The 15,604-nt window shown below is 54.6% G+C and carries 17 protein-coding genes and 1 tRNA gene; 3 read left to right on the top strand and 15 right to left on the bottom strand.

The genetic code is table 11. The features are described from left to right. The first annotated feature begins 80 nt into the window (after nucleotides 1-80). Nucleotides 81-746 (top strand): hypothetical protein, encoded by a 666-nt coding sequence (locus tag OR1_RS04615; RefSeq protein ID WP_041970291.1) that lies wholly within the window; start codon nucleotides 81-83, stop codon nucleotides 744-746. Between the two features lie 171 nt (nucleotides 747-917). Here OR1_RS04615 and OR1_RS04620 read toward each other — a convergent pair. The 7 genes from OR1_RS04620 to OR1_RS04650 all read right to left on the bottom strand — a co-directional run bounded on the left by OR1_RS04620 (nucleotide 918) and on the right by OR1_RS04650 (nucleotide 4,766). Continuing rightward, nucleotides 918-1,005 (bottom strand) — tRNA-Ser (locus OR1_RS04620). A 53-nt stretch (nucleotides 1,006-1,058) separates the two neighbouring features. Next, the gene (tadA, locus tag OR1_RS04625; RefSeq protein WP_041970293.1) at nucleotides 1,059-1,535 is read right to left on the bottom strand and encodes a tRNA adenosine(34) deaminase TadA; all 477 of its coding nucleotides are present in this window, start codon (nucleotides 1,533-1,535) and stop codon (nucleotides 1,059-1,061) included. A 10-nt stretch (nucleotides 1,536-1,545) separates the two neighbouring features. Further along, nucleotides 1,546-1,791, bottom strand: coding sequence for a hypothetical protein (locus tag OR1_RS04630; RefSeq protein WP_041970295.1), 246 nt, complete (start codon nucleotides 1,789-1,791; stop codon nucleotides 1,546-1,548). Nucleotides 1,792-1,794: 3 nt separating this feature from the next. Next, nucleotides 1,795-3,471, bottom strand: coding sequence for a ribonuclease J (locus tag OR1_RS04635; RefSeq protein WP_041970296.1), 1,677 nt, complete (start codon nucleotides 3,469-3,471; stop codon nucleotides 1,795-1,797). Between the two features lie 6 nt (nucleotides 3,472-3,477). Beyond that, nucleotides 3,478-3,876, bottom strand: a complete 399-nt coding sequence (locus tag OR1_RS04640) for a hypothetical protein (RefSeq protein WP_041970298.1) — start codon at nucleotides 3,874-3,876, stop codon at nucleotides 3,478-3,480. 6 nt (nucleotides 3,877-3,882) lie between these two features. Next, entirely contained in the window at nucleotides 3,883-4,062 is a 180-nt protein-coding gene (locus tag OR1_RS04645; RefSeq protein ID WP_041970300.1) for a hypothetical protein, read from the bottom strand. After that, a complete protein-coding gene (locus tag OR1_RS04650) occupies nucleotides 4,059-4,766 on the bottom strand; it encodes a 1-acyl-sn-glycerol-3-phosphate acyltransferase (protein ID WP_041970301.1) in 708 nt (235 codons plus the stop codon). The genes OR1_RS04645 and OR1_RS04650 overlap by 4 nt, the downstream gene beginning before the upstream one ends. Before the next feature lie 193 nt (nucleotides 4,767-4,959). Here OR1_RS04650 and OR1_RS04655 point away from each other — a divergent pair, with 193 nt between their 5' ends. Then, the gene (locus OR1_RS04655; protein ID WP_041970302.1) at nucleotides 4,960-5,409 is read left to right on the top strand and encodes a single-stranded DNA-binding protein; all 450 of its coding nucleotides are present in this window, start codon (nucleotides 4,960-4,962) and stop codon (nucleotides 5,407-5,409) included. A gap of 137 nt (nucleotides 5,410-5,546) precedes the next feature. Here OR1_RS04655 and OR1_RS04660 read toward each other — a convergent pair whose 3' ends face one another. Next, nucleotides 5,547-6,356 carry an extracellular solute-binding protein gene (locus tag OR1_RS04660; protein WP_041970304.1) on the bottom strand — a complete coding sequence of 270 codons (810 nt, stop codon included), beginning with the start codon at nucleotides 6,354-6,356 and terminating at the stop codon, nucleotides 5,547-5,549. Between the two features lie 334 nt (nucleotides 6,357-6,690). Here OR1_RS04660 and OR1_RS04665 point away from each other — a divergent pair, with 334 nt between their 5' ends. Then, complete coding sequence (locus tag OR1_RS04665) at nucleotides 6,691-7,473, top strand: enoyl-CoA hydratase-related protein (RefSeq protein ID WP_041970306.1); 783 nt, start codon at nucleotides 6,691-6,693, stop codon at nucleotides 7,471-7,473. Nucleotides 7,474-7,490: 17 nt separating this feature from the next. Here the strand turns inward: OR1_RS04665 and OR1_RS04670 are convergent, their stop codons facing one another. The 7 genes from OR1_RS04670 to OR1_RS04700 form a co-directional block, all read right to left on the bottom strand. Then, nucleotides 7,491-8,234 carry a lipoprotein gene (locus OR1_RS04670; protein ID WP_041970308.1) on the bottom strand — a complete coding sequence of 248 codons (744 nt, stop codon included), beginning with the start codon at nucleotides 8,232-8,234 and terminating at the stop codon, nucleotides 7,491-7,493. Next, nucleotides 8,231-9,607 (bottom strand): argininosuccinate lyase, encoded by a 1,377-nt coding sequence (gene argH / locus OR1_RS04675; protein ID WP_041970310.1) that lies wholly within the window; start codon nucleotides 9,605-9,607, stop codon nucleotides 8,231-8,233. Before argH ends, OR1_RS04670 begins: the two co-directional genes overlap by 4 nt. 78 nt (nucleotides 9,608-9,685) lie before the next feature. Continuing rightward, a complete protein-coding gene (locus tag OR1_RS04680) occupies nucleotides 9,686-10,756 on the bottom strand; it encodes an NAD-dependent epimerase/dehydratase family protein (protein ID WP_041970450.1) in 1,071 nt (356 codons plus the stop codon). Between the two features lie 42 nt (nucleotides 10,757-10,798). Continuing rightward, nucleotides 10,799-12,565 (bottom strand): glycosyltransferase family 39 protein, encoded by a 1,767-nt coding sequence (locus tag OR1_RS04685; RefSeq protein ID WP_041970312.1) that lies wholly within the window; start codon nucleotides 12,563-12,565, stop codon nucleotides 10,799-10,801. Nucleotides 12,566-12,592: 27 nt separating this feature from the next. Then, entirely contained in the window at nucleotides 12,593-13,720 is a 1,128-nt protein-coding gene (locus OR1_RS04690; RefSeq protein WP_041970314.1) for a hypothetical protein, read from the bottom strand. A gap of 105 nt (nucleotides 13,721-13,825) precedes the next feature. After that, complete coding sequence (locus OR1_RS04695) at nucleotides 13,826-14,305, bottom strand: NUDIX domain-containing protein (protein WP_041970315.1); 480 nt, start codon at nucleotides 14,303-14,305, stop codon at nucleotides 13,826-13,828. 54 nt (nucleotides 14,306-14,359) lie between these two features. Continuing rightward, nucleotides 14,360-15,586 carry an argininosuccinate synthase gene (locus tag OR1_RS04700; protein WP_041970316.1) on the bottom strand — a complete coding sequence of 409 codons (1,227 nt, stop codon included), beginning with the start codon at nucleotides 15,584-15,586 and terminating at the stop codon, nucleotides 14,360-14,362. Between the last annotated feature and the right edge of the window lie 18 nt (nucleotides 15,587-15,604).

Raw genomic sequence — 15,604 nt, forward strand, 5'->3', positions numbered from 1 at the left:
AATTGCATATTGGACTTGCAGAGTGGTAATTTTCACGGTAAAAAGAGCGTAATTTTTGCATACCAAATCAGCGAGGCGTTATGAAAATTAGCTTAAAATGTGCCGGTTTATTAATTGTTGCCCTGTTCATTTTTTTTCTTCCGGCTTTGTCTCACGCCCGGATTGCATCACCGCCACCTGAGTTGACATCGATATTCAACGACTTTGCGGAACTTGAAACCGCATTCAAGTCTGGCAACTGGGATGGAGCACTGAGTGCAACCGGCAAGATTGATATGACATTCAACCGGATGTTGCCCCAACTAAAAAAGGACCTCAAAACCAATCCGGAAAAAACATACAATGAAATCAGCAATAATATTAAGAAGTCTTTGAATGAAAAGAGCTCTGTGGCTACCCAAAGAAATTTCATTGAGTTGCATAGGTTTATTTTTACGTTGTCAAGTAATTATGAATATAAAACCCGGCCGATATTTATCGTTATTGGCAAATATATAGCAGAAGCAGAAGAAGCCAATAATATAAAAAATTACCATAGAGTGGTGAGCGAACTGGATGAAATAATCACTATTTTTGGTTTTGTTGAGAATTACTTGGATAACAAGGCCGCCAAGCGGCAAAAGGTTGAGGGAATAAAAACAATACTCAATGAAATAAGGGTAGCGGGAATAAATAAAAAGAGTGACACAATCAAAACCGGGCTAAAATCTTTGAAAAAGATGCTCACTTCCTTAATCCAAAACTAAATTGCCAAAGACCCGGATTTAATCACACACAGTAATCTATATAAAAAAATTACCTTGTAAAATCTTTGGCCAACTCAAGACTGACAAGCATTACACCTGCCGTACTTCATACTTACTATAATTCAAACAGAACAAGGGGTCGCGGATATAACCGCGACCCCTTGCTTTAACTGGCGGAGAGGCAGGGATTCGAACCCCGGGTGAGTTTCCCCACACCTGATTTCGAGTCAGGCACCATCGACCACTCGGACACCTCTCCAGAAGGGTTTCTATATATCTCATCTGAGAAAGAATTTCAATCAATCTGTTGCATCACTCTTCAGTAATGCCCTTTTTTTGTTTCCGCAGCTGCCGGAAAAAGCTGCTGAGCAGCTCTGCGCACTCCTCGCCGCGCACGCCGCTGGTAACGTCAAAGCGGTGATTCAGGCGGCTGTCGCAGGAGAGGTCGTAGAGTGAGCCGGCGGCCCCCCCTTTCGGATCGAAGCAGCCGAAGACCAATCGGTCGATCCTGGCCAGGATTGCGGCTCCCATGCACATGATGCATGGTTCCAGGGTCACATACAGGGTGGCGCCGGAGAGCCGCCAGTTGCCGGCGCGTTGGGCGGCACGGCGGATGGCGATCAGCTCCGCATGGGCTGCCGGGTCCTGCCGCGTCTCTCTGAGGTTGTAGCCGGAGCCTAATACCCTGCCGTCGCGCACGATCACGGCGCCGATCGGAACCTCGTTCCTGGCCCCGGCCTTGCGGGCCGCCTTGATTGCCTCACCCATCCAGTAATGGTCGTCTTTCATTAGGGAGGCTCTATACAGGAGTTTTTCTTGCGAGGATCTTCCGGCCGATATCGGCACCCACCTTGAACCCCAGGAGCAGCAGAGGGGCGGCGTGGAGGCAGAGGTCGAAAATGTCCAGCGGCCTGTGGAGTGTGCCGTTCATCAGCATCCGGAGCTTTTCGGCAAGGTGGGGTTCGCTGAAATAGGGCGCCGGGCCGAGGATCAGCGCCAGGGGGACGAGCAGCCGGTAGCGGAAGAGCGTGGCGAGCGCGATCATTGCTTACATCTCCAGGATCAGGGGGAGGATCACCGGCCGCCGTTCGATGCTCTTCTTGAAGAACCGCCGGAGTGCAGCCCGAACCTCCTGCTTGACTTCATTGAGGTCGCCCATGACCTCGGGGCTGAGTTCCGAGAGCCTGTCGGTCACCACCCGGCGCGTAGCGTCCAGATAATCCTGGCTCTCGTCTTCAAAGACAAACCCGCGCGAGACAATGTCCGGACCGTAGATAATCTGGCCGTTGTACATGGCAATCCCGATGATCACGATCACCATGCCGTCTTCGGAGAGGTGTTTGCGATCCTTCAGGACGATCTCCCCCACATCGCCAATCCCCTTGCCGTCCACAAAGACCCTGCCGTTCTCGACCTGGTCGATGATGCACCCTTCCCCTTCGGCAAAGGCGATGACGTCGCCGTTGTTGGCCACAATGCACCGTTCGGCCGGTATCCCCACACGCTGGGCCAGCCTGGCATGGCACACCAGGTGGCGGTACTCGCCATGGACCGGGATGAACCAGTCCGGCCGGGTGAGGTTGAGGATCAGTTTCAGCTCTTCCTGGCTGGCGTGGCCGGATACATGGACTTCCGAGACCTGCTCGTGGAAAACCTCGGCGCCGCGGCGATAGAGGTGGTTGATCATGTCGGTGATGGTCTTCTCGTTGCCCGGGATGACACGGGAGGAGAGGATCACCGTATCTCCGGGCGCCAGCTTGATCTGCTTGTGGTCGTCCATGGCAATCCGGGTCAGGGCGCTCATCGGTTCCCCCTGGGAACCGGTGCTGATGATGCAGACCTCTTCCCGGGGGAGATGGGGAAGCTCTTTCAAATCGATGAGGAGACCGTCCGGAACCCGGAGATAGCCGAGTTCCCTTGCTATCTGGACGTTGGCGACCATGGATCTCCCGTTGAGCAGCACTTTGCGGCCGCAGCTGAGCGCAGCCTCCACGACCTGCTGGACACGGTGAATATTGCTGGAAAAGGCCGCGACGATTATTCTGCCCGGACATTTGGGGAACAGCTCGTGAAACGCCTCGCCGACCGCCCGCTCGGAGATGGTGTACCCCTCGCGCTTGACGTTGGTGGAGTCGGACATCAGCGCCAGGACACCTTCCTCGCCGTAGCGCGCGAACGAGGCCAGGTCGGTCAACTCGCCGTCCACCGGCGTCTGGTCGATCTTGAAGTCGCCGGTATGGATGACCGTTCCTTCGGGGGTCCGGATGGCCAGGCCGCAACCATCGACAATGGAATGGGTGACGCGGATGAACTCGACGGTAAAGCAGCCGGCCGTAACCGATTCGCGCGGCTTTACCACCCGCAGGTCGACTTTTTCGTCCAGGTGGAACTCTTTGAGCTTGGCCTTGACCAGCCCCAGGGTCAGGGCAGTGCCGAAGATCGGCGGGTTGATTTCCGGCAGTACGTATGGAAGCGCGCCGATATGGTCTTCGTGACCATGGGTAAGGAAGATCCCGCGGATCCGCTCGACCCGGTCGCGCAGGTAGGTTATGTCCGGCACCACCAGGTCGATGCCGAGCATCGAGGCGTCGGGAAACATCAGCCCGCAGTCGACCACGATGATTTCGTCGCCGTACTCGAACAGGGCCATGTTCAGACCGATCTCCCCGAGACCGCCGAGCGGAATGATCTTGAGGCCCGAGTTGTCCTTTGTCAAAGTGTCCATTGGTGCCTACCTTCCGGCAGGGGTGGTATTGACCAGCAGGGCAATCCTGTCATCACACCGTTTGATCCATTCGGTGCCGGGTGAATAGAGGCTGCGGACTGCATAGAATGAGCTCCTCAGCGCCCGGTATGCCAGCAAGGCCTTGCGCGGATCTCTTTGTTCCAGTTCCTGTCCCAGATTCCAGAGCCGTTCCGCCGAGCGGCCAATCAGTGGGCTCAACGGGGTGTACATATGCAGGGAGGCTTCGTAGGCCGCTATGGCGGCGATCGCGTCCCCTTTGGCCATGGCCTCCTCACCCTTGGAGTACTGGTACCATTGACGGTACTGGGTATTCCCCCAGATCAGGAGGATCGATATGACAGCAGCCACAGTAACGTGTTCCGCTATGGTGCGGGCTTTACTCATATAACGCTATCCTTTGAAAAAGCCGGGTACGGTGAGAATCAGGGCGCCGATAAGAGAGGCGACTACTCCCGCCAGGACGATAAGCGACGCCAGGATGTCGAAAGGCCTGCGGAGGCGGTGCATGGCGGGAAGGCCCCATACAACGCCGGCAAGGCCGCATAAAATGAGGGCAATGGCCAATATCATCTATAGGTCTCCAGGTTTGCTTCGATTGCCGCCCGCACCTGATTCATCAGGTCGGCGCGCTTGCGGCCGGTTTGGGCAATCTCGGATATCGGCTCGGCAAACCGTATATGTATGGTTCCGGGCTTGAGCCAAAGCTGTTTGGCGGGATTAATCGCCCCGCTGCCGCTGATCGAGACCGGAACTATGGGTACTTTTGCCTTTTCCGCCAGCAGGAACGCCCCTTGCTTGAAGGGGATGAGCTGTCCGTCTTCGGAACGGGTCCCTTCCGGAAAGATCACGACACTGACCCCTTGATTGATCCTTGCCGCCGCAGCAACCATGCTGCGGAGCGACTTGCGGCCATCGCTCCGGTCGAGCGGTATATATCCGGCTCTGCGCATGGAGTGGCCGAAGATGGGGTACGAGAACAACTCTTCCTTGGCTATCCAGGAGAATTTCCTCGGGATGGCCTGATAAAGGGCCAGGATGTCGAAATTGCTCTGGTGGTTGCTCATGTATATGACCGGCACATTCTCCGGAACATTTTCCCGGCCCGCAACTTCTACCGAGACTCCACCCATCCTGAGGCTGACGCTGCTCCATGCACAGGCAATCAGGTGATATGCGCTGCCCGTGCCATCAAAAAGGGTGCAGACCAATGCGATTGCCGCGAAGGCAAAGGTCAGCGGGATGAAGAACATGAGGAAAAGATAGGCACGAAGCATTTGGTCGGTACCCGCACAGTTAATCCGAACAAATTTACTTGTTTTTACTTGCAGAGTCAACAGAGTGTTGCAGCAGGGCAAAAGTATATCCCGCCATTCTCCGACTGAGAGATAATCTCAAATTGAGTTACGTGTCAAATTGGTGTATGATCCGCCATCATTAATTGACATCCGTGAAGGAAGGAGTGGCGCCATGGCCAGTTTAAACAAGGTGATGCTTATAGGGAACCTTGGGAAGGATCCGGAGGTCCGCTACACCACGTCGGGCCAGGCAGTGGCGAGCTTTTCCGTGGCCACCAGCGAAAAGTTCAAAAACAGGAACGGCGAGATGGAGGAGCGGACCGAGTGGCACAACGTCGTCCTCTGGGGGCGGCAGGCGGAAATTGCCGGCGAGTATCTGGCAAAAGGGCGCACGGTTTTCATTGAGGGGCGGCTCCAGACCAGGAAATGGCAGGACAAGGACGGCAGGGACCGTTACACCACCGAGATCGTCGGCGACCGGATGCAGATGCTCGGCGGCAAGGGCGAAGGTGGTTCGGGAGGCCGCCAGGGTGGCGGACGCCCGGCAACCGAGGGTGGCTACAACTCTGCTCCGGCCTACGAAGAGCCGTCCTTCAACCCTGATGACGATATACCGTTTTAGTCAGACCTTTCATTTAATACATTCAGAAATACAACCGCCCAAGCCCCGCATTGCGGGGCTTTTTTTGTTTTTGACGATATGAAAAAAATACTTTAACAGGTCTATAATTCGAACAAAAGACGAGGGATATTCTTTTATTACAGGCTGAAATCAACCGGTATGGCTTTGTTCATATTAATTAAGTATTGGCCTTCGGAAGACTTCACAAATTCCAGGAACTTTTTTACCGCTTTATTTGTCACTGTGTTTCTTACTACGAGATGATTCCTGTAGCCGTAAGGCCATTGGCCGCTTTCATACATTAAATAGCTGTTTCCGTCAACTTTGATTGCCTTGAATTTGCCTATGCCTTCAGCCATAGCTATCGCATCCACAATGCCTATAGCATTGCTCCTGGAAACAAGAGCATTGTACATCTCCTGTGATTTCGGCAGATTCACGGCGTCTGGAGATTCTTTCAAATTCTCCATGCAGGCAAACGACTTTCTCAACCTGAATTTGGTGCTGTCACTTTCAGGACGAGTAAGAACTTGTATAGCCGAGTCACTGCCGCCGAACTGTTCCCAGGTTTTTATCTTCCCGGAGTATATGTCGCATAATTGCTGAGTTGAAATATTCGTTACGGGGACATCATTAGTGACAACAATTACCCCGGCAACCTTAGCAATTTCATACGCCTTTATCGGGAGCCTATTTTGGTCATCAGTCAGCCTGACAGCAGACATAGCTATATCTATAGAGCCGTCACTGAGAGCCTTTATCCCTCCGTTTTGCCCCAAAGACTTTTGATTAACCTCCACATTGTCGTCGGGGTTCTCTTCCATGTAGCCTTTGGCCAAATCGGTAAGCATCGGAATCATGCTGCCGGAGCCGCCGATCTTGATCGTTTCGGCATAGACCGGCGATGCTAATATCGTTAGACACAATGTAAATAAAATTTTGAGCATATTTCGCCTCCTGTTACGGGGCATTCATGTTGGGAATGAACCTCTATAATTTTAACGAACTTTAATAGTGGGTCAAATCTGTCGCGAAAAATGAGAGAAAACAGTGTCAGGGTATCTTCCTCATTTAATCTCAAACGGAATTGAGGGGTGGGGACGGTATGAAGGTTCAAATAACCCTTCTGGGACGTAATAAGCTTATAGTTACAAACAATAACGCCGTAGCCAATAATGGTTCCGGCGTTTTGTCATATATGGGCAACGCATGTTGCTGCCTCATATGTTATTATTTGCCAACCGAGGCCCACCGGATATTCTGCATGAACAAGGAGTAGCTATGAATTTGGAAAATCTGCTGCTGGAGATTGTCGAAGGGGTGGCGACCGTGACGGTGAATCGCCCCGGAGCCCTTAATGCTTTGAACCTGGCGACCCTGGCGGAGCTTGAAGACCTAGTCGGGGAGATTGGCCGCAATCCAGAGATCCGGGTGGCGATTATCACCGGCAGCGGGACAAAGGCGTTCGTTGCCGGGGCGGATATCGCCACGATGCGGGATATGTCGCCGATGGAGGCCCGGGAAATGGCGCTTCGCGCGCACCGCATTTTTGCCGGGATCGAACGGTCTGCCAAACCGTTTATCGCCGCGGTGAATGGTTATGCCCTTGGCGGCGGCTGCGAACTGGCCATGGCCTGCGATATCCGGATGGCAGCCGAGACCGCCAAATTCGGCCAGCCAGAGGTCAACCTCGGCATCCTGCCCGGCTTTGGCGGTACCCAGCGTTTACCCCGGCTGATCGGGAAGGGGCGGGCACTGGAACTGATCCTCACCGGAGAAATGATCGACGCCCGGGAGGCGCTGCGCATCGGCCTGGTAAACCGGATTGTGGCTCCGGGAGAGTTGCTGGACGAGACGCGGCTGCTGGCCGGTAAGATTGCCGCCAAGGGGCTGCCGGCCCTGCAACTCTGCAAGCAGGCGGTCATTAACGGTCTTGAGATGGATATTGCCAGGGGGTGCGCATACGAGGCGGAGCTGTTCGCCAACAGTTTCGCCACTGCTGACCAGAAAGAGGGTATGGCCGCTTTTCTGGAAAAACGGCCGGCAGCGTTCCGCGACTGCTGATCTAGTTTATCGACCGATCAATCCGGTTCCGCCAGCTTGGCCGTGGCTTTTGCCGGGACTCCTTCGATGGACTGGCCATTGATTGTTGCGGTCTGGGTGGCCTGATATTGGTAGGTCACCCCTTGTTCCAGCAGGGTGTCCTCATATTTTCCGAAGTTAGGGAGCGCCGCATACGGAGCCAGCGGTTCCGGTTCCCCCTGTTTTGCCCGGTAAATGGCGCATCCTGTCGGAACATATCCTGCGGGCAGGGTTACGGCAATGCATTCCAGGGTGACTGAGCCGGTAGTCGCCGTCGTTTTCAGGACCGGCGCCGGTAGCGGCGCCTGCTTGGTGAACCGGGCATCCGCAGGAGCGCTTTCCGCAGCACTTTTGGTGAAGGCGATCAGCCGGTAGTTGTAGCTGGTCCCCTGCTTTGCCTCCGAATCGTTGTAAAACAGCCGGTCCCCCAGACGTGTTGCCCCTTTCAGGTATTCAAGATCAAACTGCTTGAGCAGCCGCCATGATTCCGGGCAATCCGGACATCCGGCGCCTGGCGACATATCCATCACAAAGAGTTTGAATCCGCTAAGGCCGGTAAGTCTGCCGCCGCTCTCAAGCCGCTTGGGCAGAGACCAGGCGAGCTGCAGGACGTCCCCCTTCTGGACCACAGTGAAATCCTTGGTCTTGGCAGGCACCAGCGCTTCCGGCCTTATGAGCGCCCCTTTCCGGCCGCAGCCGGTCAGGCAGAACAGCAGCAGAATAATCCCGGAATACCTGATCATTTTCCTGCCTTCAGCCGCTCGATCTCCATCCTGACCCGCTCTTCCGCAGTCCCACCGGTGGCTGCCCGCGCATTGACGCTGGCCTCCAGGGTGATGCAGTCAAAGATGTCGGTGTCGATCTTGCCGGAAAACAGCTGCCATTCGGCAACGGACAGCTCCTTCAGCTCCATCTCGTTTTCAATGCAGTAATGCACCGCTCTGCCGACAACTTCATGGGCATCGCGGAACGGCAACCCCTTGCGGACCAGGTAATCCGCGACATCTGTGGCAGTTGAGAAACCCTTGGCCGCCGCGGCCCGCATGGTTGATGCATTGATCCGCATCTCCCGGACCATGTCGCTAAAGATCTTGAGGCTCCCCTTGACCGTGTCGATGGTATCGAACAGCGGCTCCTTGTCTTCCTGCATATCCTTGTTGTAGGCGAGCGGCAGCCCTTTCATAACGGTGAGCAGCGCCATCAGGTTGCCGTAGACCCGGCCGGTCTTGCCGCGCACCAGTTCGGGCACATCGGGATTTTTCTTCTGGGGCATGATTGAGGAGCCGGTGCAGAAGGAGTCCGAAAGCTCCACGAACTTGAACTCGCTGGTGGACCAGAGGATGAGCTCTTCGGAGAAGCGGGAGAGGTGCATCATCAGGATGGAAGCGGCGGCAATGAACTCGATGGCAAAGTCACGGTCGGATACGGAATCAAGCGAGTTGCGAGTCACAGCGGGGAAATCCAGGATCTCGGCCACATGTTCCCGGTCGATCGGGAAGGTGGTCCCTGCCAGGGCGCCGGCGCCGAGAGGGAGCACATTGACCCGCTTCAGGCAGTCCTCCATCCTGGCCTTGTCCCGTTTGCACATCTCCACGTAGGCAAGCATGTGGTGCGAGAACAGGATCGGCTGGGCGGTCTGGAGGTGGGTGTAGCCCGGCATTATCACCCCGAGGTTCGATTCTGCCTGATTTATCAGGGAGTCGATAAGCATGTCGAGATAGGCGCTGATCTCGACGATCTCGTCACGGAGATAGAGGCGGATGTCCAGGGCCACCTGGTCGTTGCGGGAGCGGCCGGTGTGCAGCCGTTTCCCGGCTTCGCCGATCTTTGCCGACAGCCGTGCCTCGATGTTCATGTGGATATCTTCGAGCGAGATCGAAAAGTCGAATGTTCCTGACTCGATCTGCTGGAGAATCTCGTTGAGCCCTTTTTCAATGGCCAGGACGTCTTCCACCGGGATGATCCCCTGCTTGCCGAGCATCCGGGCATGGGCGATGGAGCCCCGGATATCCTGGTGATAAAGCCGCTTGTCGAAATCGATCGAAGCGGTGAACTCTTCCACGAATTTGTCGGTCGGCTGGGTGAAGCGGCCGCCCCAGAGCTTGTCTTTGGACATGGTAAATCTCCTGTAAGAAGTAAAATCTTGACTATCGTTAAAACTTGCGCGAGGAGCTTGCTTGAACAGAAAGGCTGTTCAGCCAATCCCGGAAAGCTCCAGCCAGGCCGGATTCGCTTCGGCATGGCTGGCAATTTCTTCGAGGATCGCACTGATACCGGTCTGCGGTTCCCATCCCCATATTTCTTTGGCCAGGGAACAGTCCATGACCAGCCAGGGGATGTCGAACCTCCGGCTCTCCGGGGTGCTGCTGACCTGATGCGACCCGGAACGTTCCCGGCACCAGCTGCTCAGTTCGGCGAGCGACATGGCATTGGCCGCACCGCCGCCGAGGTTGACAATCCTGGTTGCGTCGCCCGTTCCTGCTGATGTCTGCTTGATCAGTAATGGCACCAGATCTCTCGGGTGCAGGGCGTCGCGTACCTGGTAGCCGTTGCCGCCGAACCCGATGTAGGCGAGCGGCTTGCGCCGGAGCCAGGAATTGATCCAGAAAGCAAAAATCCCCTGATCCGGCCGTCCGAACTGCCCCGCTCCGGCCAGGACCCCGCACCGGTTGATCCAGACCGGGAAGCTGAAGCTCTCGCCGTATTCGAGCGCCAGAAGCTCCGAGGCGATTTTGGTACTGCCGTAGAGCGACACCGGCGGTGTGGTGCTGAACAGTTCGCTGACCCCGTTGCTGCTAAGACCGGCCGGCAGCGGTTGCCCCGGAACAAGACGGAACGCCTCTCCGCAAGGTTCGACAGCTGCTTTGGCCAGAGGGGCGATGGAATAGACCCGGCTGGTGCTGATCAAAATGAAACCTGCTGCGCAGCGCTTGCAGTACTCCAAAATATTTATCGTTCCAAGCAGGTTGTGTTCCACCAGTTGCCGGCTGCTGGTCCGGCCATCGATTCCGGCGAGGACGCTCGGGTTGGCAGCGGCGTCGATGACCCAGTCCACCTTTGGCAGGGGCTCGAAATCGGCCTGGGCGCGGATGTCGCCATGATACAGTTTGATGCCGAGGTTCTGCAGCTCTATGCGGTTGCTTTCGCTTCCAGGCCGGCTGAAGTTGTCAATCCCGTAAATGGTGATGCCGGGTTGCGCCGCCAGCAAGGACCTGGCGAGTGTGCTCCCCACAAAACCGCAGATGCCGGTAATGAGTAGTTTCATCATGTGAGTATGGCCTATTACCTGACTCTGGTCCTGTTTGATTCAGGCAGCGCCGAGGCGTTCCTTGCGAATATATATCCTTACACCGTTTACATCGGCAACCATGGTGTAATTGCTCTGAATGTACCTTGCAACCCGATCATATCGTTCCATGCCGTATATTTTCTTATCCGTGAAGGCAAACTGACCGGGGGCAACCGCATCGAGAAAAACCGGAGGCTTTGCGGTTGTTAATTCGGCAAGATATGAATTCAGATAGTAATCCTTGTTGCCGAAGTCACCCGAGATCTGGGTCAAACCGGTCTTGCACGCAATTGTGAGGCCGGACCTCACATAGTAAGTATCGGCCCATCCCCAGATGGCCATTTTCTCTCCGGGCTTGCTGTATTGCCTGATTAATGCTGTGATATATTGATCAAATCTGCTGTCAATGCTGAGTAGTTGTTTGAACAGCCCGTCAAAATTCAGCAAATACGGCCTATTGTATAACTGGCCGGCAATAGGTATGGATAAATAAAGCAGAATTGTCAAAATCCGAACGGACTTGATGGTTGTTTTATCATAAATTACGACAACTACTATTGCGGACAACAGGGCAAGCGGCAATGATATCAGCAGAAAATAGTGATGAAATGCTCTGCCCGGCAAGTAAACTGCGATTACACTCATTATCAGCAGTAATAATAATGCCAAGACATAATAAGTCAGATTGCTAATACGTCGTCCTGAATCAACCGGTTGTGGATTAGTTGTTATATGAGGCTTATATTTGCGATAAACCAAATAAATGATGACAATCAGGAGTGACGATATGGCCATTAAAGAAAAGAATTTGCCATTGTCGGCATTAACTTTACTAAAGGCACTGCCAAATGCGGCAAACGATTGGCCGCTGAATTTGTTCGATCCGGCGTAATTGAATTGGCCGAATATATATCTGATCATAAAGTCCTTGTATAGCCCAAAGAACCAGACGTAACAGATGATGATTACTGTAGCGGCAGTGCCGCCTATTATGTACGTCGACAGCATCGGAGCAACTTTATTCTCTTCCGATCGCTTGGCGTATATTGCCATGCATCCGAACAAAAACACGGCGGCTGCAATTGGAATACTCTGGATCTTTGCATACGGCGCGCATCCCAGCAGTAAACCGGCGGTAAAAATGAGCGGCAATCTGCGATTGCCGTTTGCCTGCCAGAATTTGGCAAGAAAGTACAACGCCGCTGCGATTAGCAGGTTAACCGGATGCTCGGCATTATATGATATGAAATCGATAAAATATGTCAGACTGACAAAAATGACCAGCGGCACAACCGACAGCATGGCAACTTTGCTGGATGTAAAAGCCCTGATCGTTAAAAAAAGCAATATGGTTGACAATAACTGCATCAGTACGGCAATGAGCTTAGCCGAGCCATAATCGATCTGAATATTGAAAAGCAGAGGAGCAATAAGCGGGTATGTAGTCAGGGGTCCGTGTGTGCCTAGGTCAACAGATCTCCAAAATACTGGATCCTGTGTCAGTGTCATTGCCGAGGCAATTTCGAGGCTCTCGTCAGGATTTGTGAGCTCCAGTGCCAATAACGGAAAGCGCCCGAAAAGAATAGCGATTATTATGATGGTTATAAACAGTGATACGTAATACTTATTATTTGCCAGTTTTGGGTATGCAACAGGAATTACTGCAATAAATGTCAGCAATATGATCGCGGAAATAAGTATGGTTGAATAAGTATCCGGCATGGCGCCAAAATAATGTAATAACTTATTTGCCAGGTTGGTTATGCTGATTTTATCAATAGGCATATTTGCTCATTTCCAGAGTGGAACGACTTACATCTCCGGGATCTTTTCCCATTTGTCGCCCGAAACATAGCGCATGATATTGTGGACCTTGAGCGGCACCCTTGAGGTCCGGGGGTCAAGGTCGTGGTGCAACGGCAGATTGAAATAAATGAGCCTGGTTTCGGCCCCGAACCTGAGGCGGCATACCGGCAAACCGCCGAAGTCGTCGGTGGAAAACTCCTTCTGCTGCATCTGGGCCAGCTTGTGACGGCGGTTTATGACTACGCTGGAATGGCCGTATGTCTCTGTGGTCGCCGAACCTTCCAGGGCGGTCTCGCAGGAACTGTTGCCGAATACGGTAACAGTCTCCCTGACGCCGGGGAAATCCTCCAGGTATTCGCCGTAAAATCCGCTTATGACATCGCGGTAGCTCTGATGTTCCGGCTTCGGATTGCACTGGATGACGAAAAGTGTGTCAAGTCCCTGCCTGGTAGTGAAAAACAGCTGGTTGGCGTAGTCGATAATCTGCTTTATGTTTGAAGAGTAAAGATCTCGATATAGGTAGTCCAGGCAGATCAAAACCATAAAATTGAAGCAGGACGGCCTGGAGCGGAAGAAATAGGCATGCCGTCCCCGGTAAAGGTCGTGGCCCTTGTCCAGGAACTCTTCACCATGGAAAGGGTGGCTCTTGGCCTCAAGAAATACCCGCAGCTTCCCATCGGCCTCTTTGGCCGCTATACAGCACCAGTTTACCGGCATCTCCAGGACATCCCCGGAATCTATGTCTCTGTCGACCAGCTCTATGGCTTCCTGATTATCGTCCCGGAAACGTTCGAGCATCTCCCGGTAGCTGCGCAGGGAAACATGCTCGATCCCGAACATGGTGACCGTATTGGGTCGAAAACTGCGGTCAATGGCTGCCAGCATGTCGTCAAAATTACGGTAGGGGATGCTGGTTTCCGGTAGCATCAGGAAATGCAGCTTTTTCAGGTTTCCTTCCCCGGCTGTAATCAGCTCCAGGATCGATTCCATCTGGCGCCATTTATCGTCAGGGTCTGTCAGCAGATATCCTTCGGGCGCCCTGCGGAGCCGGTTCGGAATCTGGGCGATCAGGCAGTGCAGGTGGTGTCCGAGAGGGAATTCGAGATTAAGTTTTTTGTCGATTATCTTGATCATGTGTCAGGCAACCGCCGGCTCGAATGAATGTTTATCGGCTACTCGCACCCCAGTGCAAACGGGATCTCTGCCGCAGGAGAGAGGGCGAGCGGCATATCCACGGCATTATTCCTTGGCAACGGCTTTAGGGAGCTCGGCAGCCTTTAGCGTCCTGCGCTCCAGGGCCGGGAAGATCTTCCTGAGAATGAACTGGGTCCCAAGCGGCATCTTGTACCCGTCAAGCTCCGACTGGCTCACCCAGCGTGCTTCGTCAATCTCATCGGGATTATGGGCAATGTCGCAGTAGAGTGGGCGGCAGAGATAATAGAGGATGATGAAGTGGTAGTTGTCCTCTCCGGGGGTCACATGCTCGAAGACATCCAGCAGGTCTTCCACCTCGATCCGCAACCCCACCTCCTCCATGACCTCACGCTCCAGCGCAGCGACAATCGGCTCACCGAGGTCGATCTTGCCGCCGGGCATCACCCATTCCCCATGGAACGGCTGAATGTTCCTCCTGGTCAGGAGGACTTCATTGTCTCCGTTCAGGATCACGGCAACAACCGAGGTAACGATATGGTCCTTTTTGAATTTCGGTTTGGTCATGTCCGGAAAGAATAAGGGGGAACCGTGTGACCGGCTCCCCCGGAATGCCAGGAGTTACTTCTTCCTGTTGGCTTTCATCAGCGATTGGATTCGGAGCCGCAGGGAGTTGATCTTGATGAACCCGGTGGCGTCGGCCTGGTTATAGACCTGGTCCTTCTCGAAGGTGGCGAAGTCGAGGTTGAAGAGGGAGTCGGTCTCGGATTTGCGCCCCACGGTACGGCAGTGGCCCTTGTACAGCTTCAGGCGGGCAACGCCGTTGACGGTCTTCTGGGAGTCGTCGATCAGGGTCTGCAGCATCTGGCGCTCCGGAGAGAACCAGTAACCGGCATAGATCTGCCAGGCGTACTGCGGGATGAGCGAGTCGCGGATCCGCATCACTTCGCGGTCCATGGTGATCTGCTCCACCGCGGAGTGGGCCTCGCGCAGGATGGTTCCGCCCGGGGTCTCGTAGACGCCGCGCGACTTCATCCCGACCGAGCGGTTCTCCAGCAGGTCCACCCGGCCGATGCCGTGCTCGCCGCCGATGTAGTTCAGGTGCGCCAGGAGCTGGGCCGGGGTCATGGCAACGCCGTCCACTGCCACTGCATTGCCGTTCTTGAACTCGATCTCGATGAACTGCGGCTTGTTCGGGGCCTTTTCCGGCGCCTTGGTCAGCACGTACATGTTTTCGGGGGGCTCGGCCCAGGTATCCTCCAGGATGCCGCCTTCAAAGGAGATATGCAGCATGTTGCGGTCGCTGGACCAGGGCCGCTTCTTGGTGACCGGGATCGGGATGCCGTTCTTCTTGGCATAGCTGACCAGGGCGGCACGGCTGTTCAGTTTCCAGTCTCGCCACGGGGCAACCACGGTGATCGACGGGTCGAAGTGATAGTAGGCCAGCTCGAACCGGACCTGGTCGTTCCCCTTGCCGGTGGCGCCGTGAGAGACGGCGTCGGCCCCTTCGATCCTGGCGATCTCCATCTGGCGCTTGGCGATCAGCGGCCGGGCAATTGAGGTGCCGAGCAGGTAATGCCCCTCGTAGATGGCGTTGGCACGGAACATCGGATAGACGAAATCCCTGACAAACTCTTCTTTCAGGTCATCGATATAGACCTTGCTGGCGCCGGTGGCAAATGCCTTTTCCCGGACCGGATCGAGCTCGTCGCCCTGGCCCAGGTCGGCGGAAAAGGCGATCACTTCACAGCCGTATTCGTTCTTCAGCCACTTGAGGATGATGGAGGTGTCCAGCCCGCCGGAATATGCGAGCACGATCTTTTTCACGTCGGTCTTCGGTTTTGCCATTTGTGGTCTCCTTTATCG

It is taken from the genome of Geobacter sp. OR-1 (assembly GCF_000813145.1).
Taxonomy (GTDB): Bacteria; Desulfobacterota; Desulfuromonadia; order Geobacterales; family DSM-12255; genus Geoanaerobacter.

Excerpts from the sequence above, each read along its gene's own strand:
- OR1_RS04680 (WP_041970450.1), bottom strand. The coding sequence starts at position 10,756 with ATGAAACTACTCATTACCGGCATCTGCGGTTTTGTGGGGAGCACACTC.
- OR1_RS04615 (WP_041970291.1), top strand. The coding sequence starts at position 81 with ATGAAAATTAGCTTAAAATGTGCCGGTTTATTAATTGTTGCCCTGTTC.
- OR1_RS04650 (WP_041970301.1), bottom strand. The coding sequence starts at position 4,766 with ATGCTTCGTGCCTATCTTTTCCTCATGTTCTTCATCCCGCTGACCTTT.
- OR1_RS04690 (WP_041970314.1), bottom strand. The coding sequence starts at position 13,720 with ATGATCAAGATAATCGACAAAAAACTTAATCTCGAATTCCCTCTCGGA.
- OR1_RS04630 (WP_041970295.1), bottom strand. The coding sequence starts at position 1,791 with ATGATCGCGCTCGCCACGCTCTTCCGCTACCGGCTGCTCGTCCCCCTG.
- OR1_RS04670 (WP_041970308.1), bottom strand. The coding sequence starts at position 8,234 with ATGATCAGGTATTCCGGGATTATTCTGCTGCTGTTCTGCCTGACCGGC.
- OR1_RS04645 (WP_041970300.1), bottom strand. The coding sequence starts at position 4,062 with ATGATATTGGCCATTGCCCTCATTTTATGCGGCCTTGCCGGCGTTGTA.
- OR1_RS04640 (WP_041970298.1), bottom strand. The coding sequence starts at position 3,876 with ATGAGTAAAGCCCGCACCATAGCGGAACACGTTACTGTGGCTGCTGTC.
- argH (WP_041970310.1), bottom strand. The coding sequence starts at position 9,607 with ATGTCCAAAGACAAGCTCTGGGGCGGCCGCTTCACCCAGCCGACCGAC.
- OR1_RS04685 (WP_041970312.1), bottom strand. The coding sequence starts at position 12,565 with ATGCCTATTGATAAAATCAGCATAACCAACCTGGCAAATAAGTTATTA.
- OR1_RS04655 (WP_041970302.1), top strand. The coding sequence starts at position 4,960 with ATGGCCAGTTTAAACAAGGTGATGCTTATAGGGAACCTTGGGAAGGAT.
- OR1_RS04700 (WP_041970316.1), bottom strand. The coding sequence starts at position 15,586 with ATGGCAAAACCGAAGACCGACGTGAAAAAGATCGTGCTCGCATATTCC.
- OR1_RS04695 (WP_041970315.1), bottom strand. The coding sequence starts at position 14,305 with ATGACCAAACCGAAATTCAAAAAGGACCATATCGTTACCTCGGTTGTT.
- OR1_RS04635 (WP_041970296.1), bottom strand. The coding sequence starts at position 3,471 with ATGGACACTTTGACAAAGGACAACTCGGGCCTCAAGATCATTCCGCTC.
- OR1_RS04660 (WP_041970304.1), bottom strand. The coding sequence starts at position 6,356 with ATGCTCAAAATTTTATTTACATTGTGTCTAACGATATTAGCATCGCCG.
- OR1_RS04665 (WP_041970306.1), top strand. The coding sequence starts at position 6,691 with ATGAATTTGGAAAATCTGCTGCTGGAGATTGTCGAAGGGGTGGCGACC.
- tadA (WP_041970293.1), bottom strand. The coding sequence starts at position 1,535 with ATGAAAGACGACCATTACTGGATGGGTGAGGCAATCAAGGCGGCCCGC.